At 36.7% G+C, this 14,924-nt stretch carries 13 protein-coding genes; 12 read left to right on the forward strand and 1 reads right to left on the reverse strand.

Annotated elements, in window-relative coordinates:
• The first annotated feature begins 22 nt into the window (after nucleotides 1–22).
• The gene (locus JKP73_RS15530) at nucleotides 23–1,192 is read left to right on the forward strand and encodes a thiolase family protein (protein WP_021290611.1); all 1,170 of its coding nucleotides are present in this window, start codon (nucleotides 23–25) and stop codon (nucleotides 1,190–1,192) included.
• Nucleotides 1,193–1,393: 201 nt separating this feature from the next.
• On the opposite strand, the gene JKP73_RS15535 is transcribed toward JKP73_RS15530, so the two are convergent.
• On the reverse strand, nucleotides 1,394–2,977 hold the full coding sequence (locus JKP73_RS15535) for a BCCT family transporter (RefSeq protein ID WP_021290610.1): 1,584 nt from the start codon (nucleotides 2,975–2,977) through the stop codon (nucleotides 1,394–1,396).
• A gap of 238 nt (nucleotides 2,978–3,215) precedes the next feature.
• On the opposite strand from JKP73_RS15535, the gene JKP73_RS15540 reads away from it, so the two are divergent.
• The 11 genes from JKP73_RS15540 (at nucleotide 3,216) to JKP73_RS15590 (ending at nucleotide 14,869) form a co-directional block, all read left to right on the forward strand.
• The gene (locus tag JKP73_RS15540) at nucleotides 3,216–3,776 is read left to right on the forward strand and encodes a TetR/AcrR family transcriptional regulator (protein ID WP_160807412.1); all 561 of its coding nucleotides are present in this window, start codon (nucleotides 3,216–3,218) and stop codon (nucleotides 3,774–3,776) included.
• Nucleotides 3,777–3,924: 148 nt separating this feature from the next.
• Entirely contained in the window at nucleotides 3,925–5,232 is a 1,308-nt protein-coding gene (locus JKP73_RS15545; RefSeq protein WP_160807411.1) for a Na+/H+ antiporter family protein, read from the forward strand.
• Between the two features lie 538 nt (nucleotides 5,233–5,770).
• Complete coding sequence (gene pdaA / locus JKP73_RS15550; RefSeq protein ID WP_021290606.1) at nucleotides 5,771–6,562, forward strand: delta-lactam-biosynthetic de-N-acetylase; 792 nt, start codon at nucleotides 5,771–5,773, stop codon at nucleotides 6,560–6,562.
• A gap of 125 nt (nucleotides 6,563–6,687) precedes the next feature.
• Complete coding sequence (gene mbcS, locus JKP73_RS15555; protein ID WP_160807410.1) at nucleotides 6,688–8,265, forward strand: acyl-CoA synthetase MbcS; 1,578 nt, start codon at nucleotides 6,688–6,690, stop codon at nucleotides 8,263–8,265.
• 251 nt (nucleotides 8,266–8,516) lie between these two features.
• On the forward strand, nucleotides 8,517–10,649 hold the full coding sequence (locus JKP73_RS15560) for an ATP-dependent Clp protease ATP-binding subunit (protein ID WP_160807409.1): 2,133 nt from the start codon (nucleotides 8,517–8,519) through the stop codon (nucleotides 10,647–10,649).
• A 149-nt stretch (nucleotides 10,650–10,798) separates the two neighbouring features.
• Nucleotides 10,799–11,671 carry a ComEC/Rec2 family competence protein gene (locus tag JKP73_RS15565; protein ID WP_200411536.1) on the forward strand — a complete coding sequence of 291 codons (873 nt, stop codon included), beginning with the start codon at nucleotides 10,799–10,801 and terminating at the stop codon, nucleotides 11,669–11,671.
• A gap of 71 nt (nucleotides 11,672–11,742) precedes the next feature.
• Nucleotides 11,743–12,588 (forward strand): SPFH domain-containing protein, encoded by an 846-nt coding sequence (locus tag JKP73_RS15570; RefSeq protein ID WP_038247495.1) that lies wholly within the window; start codon nucleotides 11,743–11,745, stop codon nucleotides 12,586–12,588.
• Nucleotides 12,589–12,605: 17 nt separating this feature from the next.
• Nucleotides 12,606–12,785, forward strand: coding sequence for a type II toxin-antitoxin system antitoxin (locus JKP73_RS15575; RefSeq protein ID WP_021290601.1), 180 nt, complete (start codon nucleotides 12,606–12,608; stop codon nucleotides 12,783–12,785).
• A 152-nt stretch (nucleotides 12,786–12,937) separates the two neighbouring features.
• Nucleotides 12,938–13,315 (forward strand): GntR family transcriptional regulator, encoded by a 378-nt coding sequence (locus JKP73_RS15580; protein ID WP_038247456.1) that lies wholly within the window; start codon nucleotides 12,938–12,940, stop codon nucleotides 13,313–13,315.
• Nucleotides 13,305–14,171, forward strand: a complete 867-nt coding sequence (locus tag JKP73_RS15585; protein WP_038247458.1) for an ABC transporter ATP-binding protein — start codon at nucleotides 13,305–13,307, stop codon at nucleotides 14,169–14,171. The genes JKP73_RS15580 and JKP73_RS15585 overlap by 11 nt, the downstream gene beginning before the upstream one ends.
• Complete coding sequence (locus tag JKP73_RS15590; protein WP_160807408.1) at nucleotides 14,168–14,869, forward strand: hypothetical protein; 702 nt, start codon at nucleotides 14,168–14,170, stop codon at nucleotides 14,867–14,869. Before JKP73_RS15585 ends, JKP73_RS15590 begins: the two co-directional genes overlap by 4 nt.
• The last annotated feature ends 55 nt before the right edge of the window (nucleotides 14,870–14,924 follow it).

Below are 14,924 nucleotides of genomic sequence, written 5' to 3' on the forward strand. Positions count from 1 at the left end.
ATAAGAGACGGAGGTTAGTTTCATGAATCGTGATGCTGTTGTTGTTTCTGCAGTTCGAACGCCAATTGCCAGGCAAGGGGGAGCTTTAGCGACTGTTCCCGCTCATATATTTGGGGCAGAAGCTATAAAGGAAGCAGTAAATCGGGTCAATGTCGATCCGGAAGATATTGATGATGTCATTCTTGGCAATGTATTAAGCGGAGGTGGTAATATTGCCCGCTTAACCGCATTGCAAACGAATTTATCTATACAAATTCCTGGCCTAACTGTGGATAGACAATGTGGATCGGGTATTAATGCTGTTGTTTTAGCTGCACAAGCAATTCAGTCAGGCAATGGCGATGTCATTGTAGCAGGTGGAGTTGAAAGTATGAGTAGGGCACCCTACTTAATGGATCGAGCAGAACGTCCATATAGTCCAGCACCACCATCCTTTCGCAAATCAACACTGTCCCCATCTGAAATTGGTGATCCGCCAATGGGGATAACTGCTGAAAATTTAGCCACAAAATATAATATAACAAGAGAGGAACAAGATCAATTTGCCTTAGAAAGTCAGCAAAAAATGTCTAATGCAATGGAATTAGGCTACTTTGATGAGCAAATTGTCCCTATTACCGTACCTATTCGTAAAAGCGACCCTTTCGTATTCGATGAAGATGAGCATCCACGACCACAAACGAATTTGCAAGGTTTAGCGAAATTGCCACCTGCCTTTTTAGAGGATGGTACGGTTACTGCGGGTAGCAGTTCAGGATTGAATGATGCTGCAGCTGCACTAGTAATCATGGCTAGAGAAAAAGCAGAACGTTTAGGGTTAAAACCATTAGCGATTATTCGTCAAGCAGCAGTAGCTGGTGTTGATCCAAATATCATGGGGATTGGTCCTGTACCAGCAACGAAGAAACTGATGGAAAAGGCGGAACAGCGCTTGGATGAGATGGATATAATCGAATTGAATGAGGCCTTTGCTGCCCAAGTAATCGCATGCGATCGAGAATTAGGGTTTGATAAAGCAAAGTTGAATGTAAATGGAGGAGCGATTTCCCATGGTCATCCGCTTGGAGCAACTGGTGCAATCTTAATAACAAAAGCGATTTATGAATTACAACGTCGTCAAGGAAGGTATGCATTAGTCACTGCTTGTATAGGTGGAGGGCAAGGTATAGCCACAATAATTGAGAGAGAATAGGTTGATTTTAGTGTTTTGCAGTGAAACATTGATTTGACTGTATTTATGATGGTATGTAAAATGGGTCGTTCCCAGCAAATAAAAATACCAAATCCCTTTTAGAAAAAAGAGATTTGGTATTTTTGTATTTCGTTTATACATATCCCTGTCCATTTAATTAAACAGCGAGACTTATTTCTAGCAAGCCAGAAGAATAGCTTTCTACTCCTTGCTGTTATCATGGTCATCTTGGGATCTAGTCTCATCCATATATTCTTTCATTCTTTTTTTATTCGGTGTAAGTGTCAAACCTAGGTATTTTCTTTCCTGATTGGCGTCTTTGTAGAATGCTACAGCCATTAATATGACGACTACACTAAATGGTAGTGCTGAGATAATTGCTGCAGATTGTAATGCATCTAAGCCGGTTTCTCCACCCGATAAAAGTAATACATATGCAATTGCTGATAACGATAATCCCCATACAATTTTCACAAAATTCTTAGGATGCAACGTTCCAAAAGCTGTTTGCATACCCAAAACAAATGTTGCAGAATCGGCTGAGGTAATGAAGAAGGACGATATAAGTACCAAAGCGATAATCGATAAAATGATACTTATAGGTAGTTCATTGAATATACCAAACAACTGCGTTTCAGGTGGCAACTCAAATAGTTGCGGTACACTTTGCCCCGCTTCAATTCCTGTTAGACCAAATGCACTAAACCAAAATATACTCACAATGGTTGGAACGAATAATACCGCAAGGATAAATTCGCGGATTGAACGTCCTCGTGAAACCCTTGCAATAAATATACCTACAAAGGGGCTCCAACTCATCCACCAGCCCCAGTAATATATAGTCCAAGACTGCATCCACTCATGTTTTTGCTCATTTAAGGGAGCTACATCCAAACTGCTGAATATTAATGTAGATAAATAGTCACCGGTTGCACTTGGAACCATATTGAGTATAAGTAGTGTTGGCCCAAGAATTAAAATAGCAATAAACAGTAGACCTGCTAATATCATATTTAAATTACTTAAATACTGAATCCCCTTACTTAGACCACTCCAAGCACTATATAAGAACAACACCGTAACAATGGCGATGATAATACCTTGAACGAATATATTGTTCGGGATGCCGAAGAGGTAGTTCAACCCTCCGTTAATTTGCATTGCCCCTACCCCTAAAGAAACAGCTACTCCAATAATTGTGGCGAACACTGCTAACACATCTACAATGTTACCGATAGGTCCATCTACTTTATTTCCTAAAACAGGCCGCAATGTTTTGGAAATTAAACCAACTTCCCCTTTTCTAAACTGTGAATAAGCTAAAGCAAGTGCTACAATACCGTACACTGCCCAAGGGTGGAATCCGTAGTGTAGAAATGTTGACCTCATTGCTTCAGCTAAGGCAGCTTTTGTTTCTGCATCAGCAGTTGGGGGAGCAAGGTAATGAGAGATTGGCTCAGATGAACCATAAAATACTAGACCAATTCCCATACCGGCACTAAATAACATTGTTAACCATGATATCGTGTTAAATTCAGGTTTCTCCGTTGGTTTACCCAGTTTGAGTTTGCCGATTGGACTAAATCCTAAAAAGATACAGAATATCAGGATTAAAGTAAAAAGTGTCATATAATACCAACCAAAAGCTTCTGTAATCCAAGCACCAATAGCTCCAGAATATGTACCAAATTGATCAGGAAAAATAGCGCCTAAGAGTACCAGTATTCCGACGATAATTGATGCATAAGTGAATACACTAGAAAAATTCTTGTTGCGTTGATTCATGAAAAAGATGTATCCTCCTTGTTATTATTTAAAAGATGTTTTTTATTCTATCACAATAATAAGGCTATTCACAGTTTATCCTCTAGATTCACTTTCCAATATGCTCTCATTAAAAAAGTGACTGTTAGAAACATTTTTTCCTATCTTAGTGATTAAGAATATTCACTGAACTCGAATCGACAGATATCTATTCAATCCGTATAATGATACTCATAATCAATAGAAAGGACGCTGTACCATGAAAGACAAAATTATGATTAAGAGTATTGATTTATTTGATGAAAAAGGTTTCACGGAGACTTCAATTCAAGATATTGTGGATAGCATTGATGCAACGAAAGGAACATTTTATTATTACTTTACAAGTAAGCAAGAATTATTACGAGATATTCATTTAACCTATATTCATAATTTGCTCAAGGAACAAGCCGAAATTATCAATGATTCATCAAAAAACGTGAAAGAAAAACTTTATACAATGATTTATTCGATTATTAATAAGATCGAAACACAAGGCAAATATGCTCGCATTATATTCCGAGAAATGCGTCATTTAGATGATGCTAATCTGGAACAAATTAAACAAAAGCGAAAGGAATTCCGATTAAACTTTGAAAAATTAATCCAAGAAGGAGTGGACAAAGGGGAATTCCAGAGTCAGGTACGTACGGATATCCTTTCATTTGCGATATTGGGAATGGTCAACCGCACATATTATTGGTTCCAACCAGATGGGGAATTATCAGAGGAAGAATTAACGGATTTATATATGGAAATGATACTGAATGGAATTAACTGAGTTTGTCCATATAAATTGAGGTTTTAGATCCCCTTCTTTTTCTAACTATTTCAGAAAGCTAGAAAATGGAAATAAAAAAGGGTTGATTTTTACACTTTATTACTTTATCATAGTGAAGTACTAAAGAGAAAGAAAGTGGGGAACGAACATGGAATGGGTTGTTATTGTATCTGTTCTTGTGATGACGATATTAAGTTTATTACGTGTTAATGTAATTATTGCAATATTAGCAGCTGCTCTTACTGCTGGTTTAATGTCAGGTTTAAACGTTGTCGATTCGATTGATTTGCTTGTTGATGGAGTGGGTGGCGGTGCTAATACGGCATTAAGTTATATATTATTAGGGGCATTTGCTGTTGCCATAAGCTACACTGGAATTACGTCATTGTTGGTGAACTATCTGATACGTATGTTAACTGGTAAAAAGACAATGATGTTATTAGCAATTGCTGGAGTAGCTTCACTTTCGCAAAACCTAGTACCTGTGCATATTGCTTTTATTCCGATTTTAATCCCGCCATTACTTAAATTATTTGATCGCATGCGCTTAGATCGAAGGGCAGTAGCTGCTGCATTGACATTTGGATTAAAAGCACCATATATTTTGATTCCAGCAGGTTTTGGATTAATTTTTCACGAGACGATTGTTGAAGGAATGAACCAAAATGGTGCGGATATAACAGTTGGTGAAACAACGATGGCAATGCTGATCCCTGGTTCTGGAATGATTGTAGGATTGTTAATCGCTATTTTCTTCAGTTATCGTAAGGAACGAGATTATGGTTCTTTAGAAAGTGAAACCGAAATGGCTGCAGTGGTAGAACCGAAAGACATTCAGTTTAATAAACAGCACTTATTTACGTTAATCTCAATAGTAGCAGCATTGGTAGTTCAAATTATTACCGATAATTTAATTGTTGGGGCACTTACTGGTCTTGTATGTATGTTCCTGTTCCTTGTTATTCCGTTTAGTAAAGGGGATCGAGTTATTTCTGAAGGTATCGGAATGATGGGAACAATTGCCTTTGTAATGCTGGTAGCAGCAGGCTACGGGAACATATTAACGGAAACTGGAGCTGTTGAGGCTCTTGTAGAAGTTTCGTCTGGATTCTTGGATAATAATCAAGCGCTTATTGCTTTTATCTTATTGTTAGTTGGTTTACTTGTAACGATTGGAATTGGTTCTTCATTTGGAACGATACCAATATTAGCTGCTTTATATGTACCAATTTGCTTAGCAGCTGGATTTTCACCAATGGCTACAGCAGCGTTAATTGGCACAGCTGGAGCACTAGGAGACGCAGGATCTCCGGCTTCCGACAGTACACTTGGTCCAACATCAGGTTTAAATGCAGATGGAAAGCACCATCACATTTGGGATACGGTAGTACCAACTTTTATCCATTATAATATTCCATTATTTATTTTTGGTTGGATTGCAGCTATTGTTCTTTAAAAGGCATGTTTTAAAACAAAACCATTGGTTCTGTAGGCTGTCGAGAAAGTTATCGGCAGTCTTTTTTTGCTTTTTTTCCTGAAATTCCATCTTTTTTTGTTATTCATAAGAAGAAAACCTATAGGCGGTGATGGTTTTGTCACTTACTCTAGAAGATTGACCACTACATCGATATCTTCAAAAAGTACGCAAACAAGCATTACTGAAGGCTTTCTGCAAGAATATGGAGAAGAGTGTCCTTCACCAGAGTCTTTTTCGGTGAAGGGTGGGCGAAATACTACGAGACTCCTGCGGAGAAACGGGCGATCCGAGACCCCGCAGTGGCGGTTTTTTACGAGGAGGATCGGGCGTTCATCCCCGGAAAGCGAGTGGTTTTTGGCCGCACGGGCGCACAAAAAAAGCTTGTAGAAAAACACGGGGTTTCTCTATAAACTGCAAAACCATTGGTTCTGTTTATTAATTCGAGTAACATTGTACAATAAGAAGAATAAAAACAGGTCGGCAGGAGATAGTAAAAAGAAAAACAGGTGGGATTGTTATGAATAAAATTACTGCGCTCACAATCCTTGTACTTCTTGCTATTTCCTTTATATGTATGTCAACTGTTTCAGCTAATGGCTATGGTTGGGGTTATAGTAAGAATTCAAACCATGAACTTCCAGATATAGGAAAATATAAAGGGATGTTAGATAAATACAATGCTTATTATGCGGACGACTCCGGGGCAAAGAATATTTATCTCACCTTTGACAATGGCTATGAGCAAGGATATACAGATAATATTCTTAATGTATTAAAAAAACATGATGTACCAGCTACCTTTTTTGTAACAGGACACTATGTAGATAGTAAACCTGATTTAGTCAAACGTATGGTAGACGAGGGGCATATTGTAGGTAACCATTCGTATCATCATCCAGATTTCTCTATTATGGATAAAGATGCAATTAAAGAAGAGTTAGAAACATTGGAGGATGCTGTAGCTGAAGTCTCTGATCAAAAGGAGATCAAATACTTACGCCCGCCAAGAGGTATGTTTAATGAAAATACATTAAAATGGTCAAAAGAATTAGGTTATATTCACATTTTTTGGTCACTTGCCTTCATTGATTGGGAGACAAACAAGCAAAAAGGATGGAAGTATGCTTATGATCAAATTATGGATCAAATTCACCCCGGAGCGATTATGTTATTACACACTGTATCGTCGGATAATGCAGAAGCACTTGACCATATTATTAATAAATTAAAGAAACAAGGCTACAGTTTTAAGAGTTTAGACGACCTCGTTTTAAAAGACCAATTACCTCCAGCATTATATGGGTTATAATCTTAGAAAAGCTTCATTCTAGTATACCAATACGAGATGAAGCTTTTTTATTTAAGAACCCATTGCTTTATTTAAAATTTTCGCAACCTTTGGTATACTAGTGAAAAAACAAGGAGTTGTTAATAATGCGACGAGAAGATTTAATTGCTCCACCAAATTATAATATTGCAATGGAAATGGAAAGACATGCAAAAGATCCGAACAAGCTTGCGTTAATCTGGGAAAACCAAGCAGGAGATCAATATTCTATTACATATAATGATTTAGTAAGAAATGCAAATAGAATTGGAAACGCTTTCCTTGAAAGTGGTCTACAGAAAGGCGATAAAATTTTGGTTATGGTGCCTCGTTTAATTAAGGCATATGAAGTATATTTAGCTGCATTAAAAACAGGGATTATAATTATTCCTAGTTCAGAAATGTTAAAGACAAAGGACCTCCAATATCGTGTAACACACGGAGAAGTTCGTGGCATCATAAGTTATTATCCATACATTGACCAATATCTAACGATTGATCAATATGAAGACTTGCATCGGTTCGTCATTGGAAAACCTCAAGATGGATGGCTTTTTTTAGAAGGCTTAATGGAGGATGCGAGTGATCAATTACAAGTAGCAGAAACAAGAAGGGACGATATCGCCTTTTTACCTTATACATCGGGGACAACAGGCAATCCAAAAGGAGTTGTCCATACGCATGGATGGGGTTTTGCTCACTTAAAAACAGCCGCAGAAAACTGGTTATCGATTAATAATGGCGATAAAGTGTGGGCGACAGCTGGACCAGGTTGGCAGAAATGGGTTTGGAGTCCATTCTTATCCGTTTTAGGTGTAGGGGCTACAGGCTATATTTACAATGGAAAGTTTGATGCGAAAACATATTTACAATTGTTACAAGAGCATAAAATTAATGTTTTATGCTGTACGCCTACAGAATATCGAATGCTGGCAAAAGCGGATCATCTAGATGGATATGATTTATCTGCATTGCATAGTGCTGTATCAGCTGGAGAACCCTTAAATGTTGAAGTCATTGATACATTTCAACGTTATTTTAACATCACTGTTCGTGATGGTTACGGGCAAACCGAGAATACATTATTACTAGGTTTCTTGAAAGGTATGGAGGTTAAACCTGGGTCAATGGGAAAACCTACTCCCGGAAACGATGTGGATATCATTGATGAAAATGGAGAACCTGTCACACCTGGTGAAGTAGGTGACATTGCTGTTAGGCTTGATTGTCCAGCATTGTTTCGTGAATACTATAAAGATGAAGAACGAACGAATATGTCAAGACGAAGGGATTATTATATTACAGGTGATCAGGCTTCCAAGGATGAAGAAGGATATTTTTGGTTTGAGGGAAGAAGCGATGACATTATTATAAGTTCAGGGTATACCATTGGCCCTTTTGAAGTAGAAGATGCTTTAGTTAAACATCCTGCTGTACAGGAGTGTGCCGTTGTAGCCAGTCCAGACGAACTGCGAGGAAATATTGTAAAAGCCTTTATTGTATTACGTGATTGGTCCCGTGCAGAAGAACCACTGATTAAACAGCTACAAGATCATGTAAAAACACTAACAGGACCTTATAAATATCCAAGAAAGATTGAGTTCATTGATGAACTACCAAAAACCACATCAGGAAAGACAAGGAGAGTAGAATTACGAAATAGAGAAAAAATTAAAACGCAATGATTAGTCAAAAAACAAGGAGCATTTCATGCTCCTTGTTTTTTACCGCTGCCTTATGTTTAATAACCAAATTACTTTGGGAATAATAGTTATGAAGTCAGGTTATGACTGGTTTTAAGTAAAGGTTAAAAAAATTTGATCAAACCTCTTGAAAGTCAAAGAAGGTCAGAGTATAATGATAATCAAAGGTCAAAGATAGTCAAAGTCAAACTAGAGTAAACAACATTAAATGATAATTCCAAGGAGGAATGGAAATGCTTTGTCAAAATTGTGGTCAAAACGAAGCAAGTATAAATGTTGCAATGAATATTAATCATCAACAAATGCAAATGCATCTTTGTAATGAATGTTTTCGTGAAATCCAAGGACAAATGATGAATTCCAATGACTTCTTCTCAAATACACCATTTGGAAATGCTTCTAACGCATTTTCTCAGCAAGGAAATGGAGCACAAAAAATGGGCACAAGAACGAAAGAGAAAAATGGGAACCGTGGGAATGGATTAATTGATCAACTTGCCAAAAATGTGACACATGCAGCAAGAGCTGGATTAATTGATCCGGTTATTGGAAGAGATAAAGAAGTAAAACGTGTAACGGAAACCTTAAATCGAAGAAATAAGAATAATCCGGTATTAATTGGCGAGCCGGGTGTTGGTAAAACGGCAATCGCAGAAGGATTAGCCTTGAAGATTACGGAAGGTGATGTTCCTGCTAAATTAATGAACAAGGAAATCTATATGCTAGATGTGGCATCTTTAGTTGCGAATACTGGTGTTCGAGGTCAATTCGAAGAACGTATGAAGCAGCTTATTCAAGAATTGCAAGAACGTCAGGAAGTTATCTTGTTCGTGGATGAAGTTCACCTTATAGTTGGAGCAGGTACGGCAGAAAGTTCACAAATGGACGCTGGCAATATCTTAAAACCTGCATTAGCACGTGGGGAGCTACAACTAATTGGTGCTACAACATTGAAAGAATATCGTCAAATTGAAAAGGATGCTGCACTTGAACGTCGTTTGCAACCAATTATGGTAAAAGAGCCAACGAGTGAAGAAGCGGTGCAAATACTACAAGGAATAAAAGATCGCTATGAAAATTTTCATGAGGTTCGTTATTCTGATGATGCGATTCAAGCTTTCGTAACACTTTCAAAACGTTATATTCAAGATAGATATTTACCAGATAAGGCAATTGATCTGATGGATGAAGTTGGTTCACGCTTGAACCTATCAAATTCTCAAAAAGATTCTGATTCCATTAATCAACGCTTAAACGAAATAATTAAAGAGAAAGAAGATGCAGCAGAAAAAGAAGATTATGAACGTGCTGCTCATTTAAGATATCAGGAGATACAATTACAAAAACAATTAGATAAAGCAAAAGATGAAGAGCAAGTAATCGATGTAGACATTTCTGATATCCAATTAATTGTGGAAGAAAAAACAGGTATTCCGGTTACAAAGCTACAAGCCGATGAGCAAGAAAAAATGAAAAACATTGGTAAAAACTTAGGAGCAAAAGTAATTGGACAAGACGTTGCTGTTAATAAAGTAGCAAAAGCAATTCGTCGAAGTCGTGCCGGCTTAAAATCAACGTATCGACCAATCGGTTCTTTCCTATTTGTAGGTCCTACTGGGGTAGGGAAGACGGAATTAACGAAAGCATTAGCTGAAGAACTATTTGGCTCAAGGGATTCATTAATTCGATTAGATATGAGTGAATATATGGAAAAACACGCCGTGTCCAAAATTATTGGTTCACCTCCTGGTTATGTAGGCCATGAGGAAGCAGGACAATTAACGGAGAAAATTCGCAGAAACCCTTATTCCATTATATTGTTAGATGAAATTGAAAAAGCACATCCAGATGTGCAGAATATGTTCTTACAAATTATGGAGGATGGTCATTTAACAGATTCACAAGGAAGAACAGTGAGTTTTAAAGAAGCTGTCATTATTATGACAAGTAATGCTGGAACTGGGGTTAAGACGGTTAATGTAGGATTCAATAGTGATTCACATGAATCGGTTTCTACTTTGGAGAATTTAAGTGCTTACTTCAAACCAGAATTCTTAAACCGTTTTGATGCGATTATCCAATTCAATGAACTTACTGAAGAAAACTTAATGGAAATTGTTGATCTTATGCTTTCAGATCTACAAAAAACCATGGAAGAGAATAATATTACCATTACGATAACAAAAGAAGCTAAAGAAGCATTAGTTCGACTTGGCTATGATCGCCGTTTTGGTGCAAGACCTTTACGCAGGGTTATCCAAGATAAGATTGAAGACCAACTAACCGACTTAATTTTAGAGGATAACCATATAGAAACTGTTCAAGTAGATGTTATCGATAATAATATTGTGGTGAAACAAGCATAGGAAATGATAAAAACCGCTGACTGTGAATGAAGTCAGCGGCTTTTTTTATGCCCTCATAACTCCCAGAAACTTACTTTAAAGCAATTAAATAATTCCATCGCTTTTGTAAAAAGATAAGGTTATCTATATAAGAAAGAGGATGCATTTTCATGGGCAAAAGCAGCGTTTTATTTGGAATTATTGCTTTTTTTATATGCTTTAACGGTAATATGCTATCTATACATAGTGAAGCATCTTCATCAGAAATGCAGGTTCACTTTATTGATGTTGGTCAAGGAGATAGCATGTTGATAAAAACACCTGGAAATAAAAATATTTTAATTGATGGTGGCCCCCCTGATGCGGGAAAGAAGGTTGTATCGTATTTAAATGAAAAAAAAATAGACAAGATCGATCTCTTAGTAGCTACCCATCCAGATGTCGATCATATTGGTGGATTACCTTATATAATGAAGCATATAAAGGTAAAGAAGATCCTAGATTCTGGAAAGCTTCACACAACAAGAATGTATGCGAAATATATTCAAGAAATACGTAAACAGGAGATACCAGTCAAAGTTGCCAAACAAAACGAAAAAATATTGCTTGATCCTGCTGTAGATATTCAAGTATTAAACACATACAAGAAATCGAGAAGCAATAATCAATCTTCCATTGCATTAAAGATGTCTTATGAAGCAATGGATATCCTATTTATGAGTGATGTCGAAATTGAACAGGAAAAAGAAATTATGAAAAATGTCGATGTGGATGCGGAGGTTATTAAAGTTGGCCATCATGGTTCAAATACAAGTACATCATTGAAATTCTTAAAAGCAGTAAGCCCAGATACAGCCATTCTAACATATAGCAAAGACAATGATTATGGTCATCCAGTTGACCGTGTTATCAATAATCTCTACCGCGTAAATGCTAATATATATTCTACTGGTGCGCTAGGAAATTTAGTAATTCGTACGGATGGTGAAGATTACCTGGTACTTCCAGAAAGAGAACCATTATATAATTTAGATGCAAGTTAATAATTTACAAAAATATACAAAAATGATATCATATTGATATAAAAAGGGATGGGGAAGGTGTATCAATGATGATTCAAGAAAAACCGGCATGGACGATGAATGGTTTTTTGGGAATTTTACTTATTGCAGGATTACTTGTGGTAACCATATTAAATCTGATTCAGCAACAATTTATCATAGGAATTACTTGCTTGGTTGTTGCAATCACCTTAGGTAGTGGTATTACGTTGGTTCAGCCTAACCAGTCACAAGTTGTTATCTTTCTTGGGAAATATATGGGGAGTATTCGGAGAGAAGGTATAGTAGTGACAGTACCTTTTTCCATACGAAAAACAATTTCACTTCGCGTGCGTAACTTTAATAGCAATCGGCTAAAAGTAAATGATGTAAATGGTAATCCAATTGAGATTGCTGCGGTTATTGTCTTTAAAGTTGTCGATAGTGCCAAAGCAGTTTTCGATGTCGATCGTTATGAACAATTTGTAGAAATTCAAAGTGAAACAGCAATACGTGCTGTTGCAACAAAATATCCTTATGATACTTTTTCGGATGCTGAATTAACGTTAAGAGGCAATGCAGAGGAAGTTTCAAATGAATTGACTAAGGAGTTACAAGCTCGATTAAATGTGGCAGGCGTGCAAGTTATTGAGACGAGATTAACACATCTTGCTTACTCTACAGAGATAGCTCAGGCCATGCTTCAGCGTCAGCAAGCAAGTGCAATCATTGCAGCTAGAAAGCAGATTGTTGAAGGTGCTGTTGGCATGGTTCAAGATGCTATTCATCAATTGGAAAGCAATGGAGCAATGGAACTGGATGATGAACGGCGGGTTGCAATGGCAAATAACCTACTTGTTTCTATTGTCTCTGATCATGGAACTACGCCTGTAGTAAATACAGGATCCCTATATCAATAACTTAAAAGAGGGGTAATATGTCGAAGAAGAAGAGCTTTCCGCTACGAATCGATCCAAAGCTTTATGAACTATTACAGATTTGGGCAAAAGATGAATTCCGGAGTGTAAATAGTCATGTGGAATTTTTACTTCGAGATGCAGTGAAGAAAGCAGGAAGGTTGCCAAAGAGCCAAGATAAAAAAATTGGAGAAGATTGAAGCTACATGCAGCTGCGCATGTAGCTTTTTTTTGCTAAAGAAGGTCCACAATATACGTGCCTATTTATTAATAGAGGTATTGACATTTTTAAGATATGGTTATATGGTTAATTACATAAGTAACGAACCAAATAACGTGAAGGTGAAAACATATGAAAAATCATTTAGACGAAAATAAGCCAATCTTTCTCCAAATTAAAGAACATTTAGAAGACTCGATTATGAATGGTTCTATTAAACCAGGTGAACGTGTACCATCTACAAATGAATTTGCTGCTTATTACCAAATTAATCCAGCCACTGCAGCTAAGGGTATTAATGAGCTCGTTACCGAATTGATTCTGTTTAAGCGAAGGGGTGTAGGTATGTTCGTAACCGAAGAGGCAAAGGAAATTGTCCTGCAGAAACGGAAGCAAATATTCTATGACAATTATATGCTTCCATTAAAAAATGAAGCAAAAAAATTAAGTATTAGTGAGGCAGAATTAAAAGAGATGATTGAAAGGAAGGGATCTATCAATGAACGTTGACGTTTGTAATGTAACGAAACGATATGACCAGGATACAGTATTAGATAATGTATCATTTCGTCTGAATGGCCCGCAAATATATGGATTACTAGGGAGGAACGGTGCAGGAAAAACAACATTTATGGATATTATGGCGGGGAATACTTTGGCTTCCAGTGGCAATGTGCTCATAAACGGAGAGGAACCTTTTGATAATGAAGGGGTAAATGAAACTATTTGTTTAATCAAAGAAAGCAATAATTTTAAACGAGACTTAAAAATAAAAGAAATTCTTCGTGTTTTTTCATTTTTTTATCCAAACTGGGATCAACCATTAGCTGATCAATTAATTCAGGAATATCAATTAAAGCCGCATGCAAAGGTTAAAACATTATCAAAAGGGATGGAATCCGCACTTGGAATTATTGTGGGTTTAGCAAGCAAAGCACCAATTACTATCTTTGATGAACCGTATATTGGGTTGGATGCTGCAGCTCGAAAAAATTTTTACATGAAAATGTTAGAAGAATTTGAAAATGAGAAACGGATGATTATCTTTTCTACCCATCTCATTGATGAAGTCAGTTTAATGTTTCATGAAGTATTGATATTACAAGAAGGAAGGCTTGTTTTACAAGAGTCTGCAGAGGTTCTTCGTCAACGTAGCTGTGCTGTATCTGGAAGTGTCTTGGATGTAGAAGCTTTTATAAAAGATAAAGAAGTAATTGAAACAAAACAATTAGCTGGAACGATGACAGCCTATATCTTTGGAAACATAAAAGAAGCGAAAAAACAAGGTTTTCACGTAGAGGGGATACCAATACAAGAATTAATGATTCATCTAACAGAAAAGGGGAAGGGGGCATCTATAAAGTGAATAATCAATTGAAAGGACTTATCTATTTTTATATGGTTGATATCCGCCATTCTTTAAAGGTTTTTTGGATAATATTATTATCGATTCTAATGGTGTCGATTGCTTTTGGATATTATATAAAAGCAATCGATGGTGGCATGATGACATTCAGCCTAACTGGGCCAATCTATATTTACTGTAGTATCGTTGCATTTATTTCTGTAAGGGAGTACATCCCATTCGCAATTAAAATGGGGGCAACTCGAAAAAACATTTTTATTTCAATTGGGATCTTTTTTCTCCTATTATCAGCAGTCAAAGCTATCGTAGCAAGTCTTTTACAGGAACTTGTTTTATTCCTAATAACTAGAATTGGAATAGATGGATTCTATTTTCTCCATCTAGCCCATTTTATCGACGATACGTGGTATATACGAATCGGTATGGATATCATGACTATCTTCTTTGCAATGTCGTTTATGTTTATGCTTGGTTTAATCTTTTATCGATATGGTTTTTTCGGCGGGGGAATTACCCTCGGTATTGTTGGCGTTATGTTCTTATTCGGGATCGCTACTGGATGGATAGTGGATTTTATCGCCGAAATCATATCGCATCTAGATATGCTATTCTTTATACAACTATTTGCAGTTGGTATCTTCTTCTACTTCTTATCGTTTTTCATTTTAAAAAGGATGACAATTGTAAAGATGCGGTAACCTAAAACAAAAAAGGCTGTTAAGCGATCAAGCTTAACAGCCTATTGTAAACATT

This window comes from Virgibacillus salexigens (assembly GCF_014905415.1).
Lineage (GTDB): Bacteria > Bacillota > Bacilli > Bacillales > Amphibacillaceae > Virgibacillus > Virgibacillus salexigens.

Bases quoted from the DNA above. Each gene is read 5' to 3' on its own strand.
- JKP73_RS15585 (WP_038247458.1), top strand. From the start codon at position 13,305: ATGAACGTTGACGTTTGTAATGTAACGAAACGATATGACCAGGATACA.
- JKP73_RS15575 (WP_021290601.1), top strand. From the start codon at position 12,606: ATGTCGAAGAAGAAGAGCTTTCCGCTACGAATCGATCCAAAGCTTTAT.
- JKP73_RS15530 (WP_021290611.1), top strand. From the start codon at position 23: ATGAATCGTGATGCTGTTGTTGTTTCTGCAGTTCGAACGCCAATTGCC.
- JKP73_RS15560 (WP_160807409.1), top strand. From the start codon at position 8,517: ATGCTTTGTCAAAATTGTGGTCAAAACGAAGCAAGTATAAATGTTGCA.
- JKP73_RS15565 (WP_200411536.1), top strand. From the start codon at position 10,799: ATGGGCAAAAGCAGCGTTTTATTTGGAATTATTGCTTTTTTTATATGC.
- JKP73_RS15535 (WP_021290610.1), bottom strand. From the start codon at position 2,977: ATGAATCAACGCAACAAGAATTTTTCTAGTGTATTCACTTATGCATCA.
- mbcS (WP_160807410.1), top strand. From the start codon at position 6,688: ATGCGACGAGAAGATTTAATTGCTCCACCAAATTATAATATTGCAATG.
- pdaA (WP_021290606.1), top strand. From the start codon at position 5,771: ATGAATAAAATTACTGCGCTCACAATCCTTGTACTTCTTGCTATTTCC.
- JKP73_RS15540 (WP_160807412.1), top strand. From the start codon at position 3,216: ATGAAAGACAAAATTATGATTAAGAGTATTGATTTATTTGATGAAAAA.
- JKP73_RS15545 (WP_160807411.1), top strand. From the start codon at position 3,925: ATGGAATGGGTTGTTATTGTATCTGTTCTTGTGATGACGATATTAAGT.
- JKP73_RS15580 (WP_038247456.1), top strand. From the start codon at position 12,938: ATGAAAAATCATTTAGACGAAAATAAGCCAATCTTTCTCCAAATTAAA.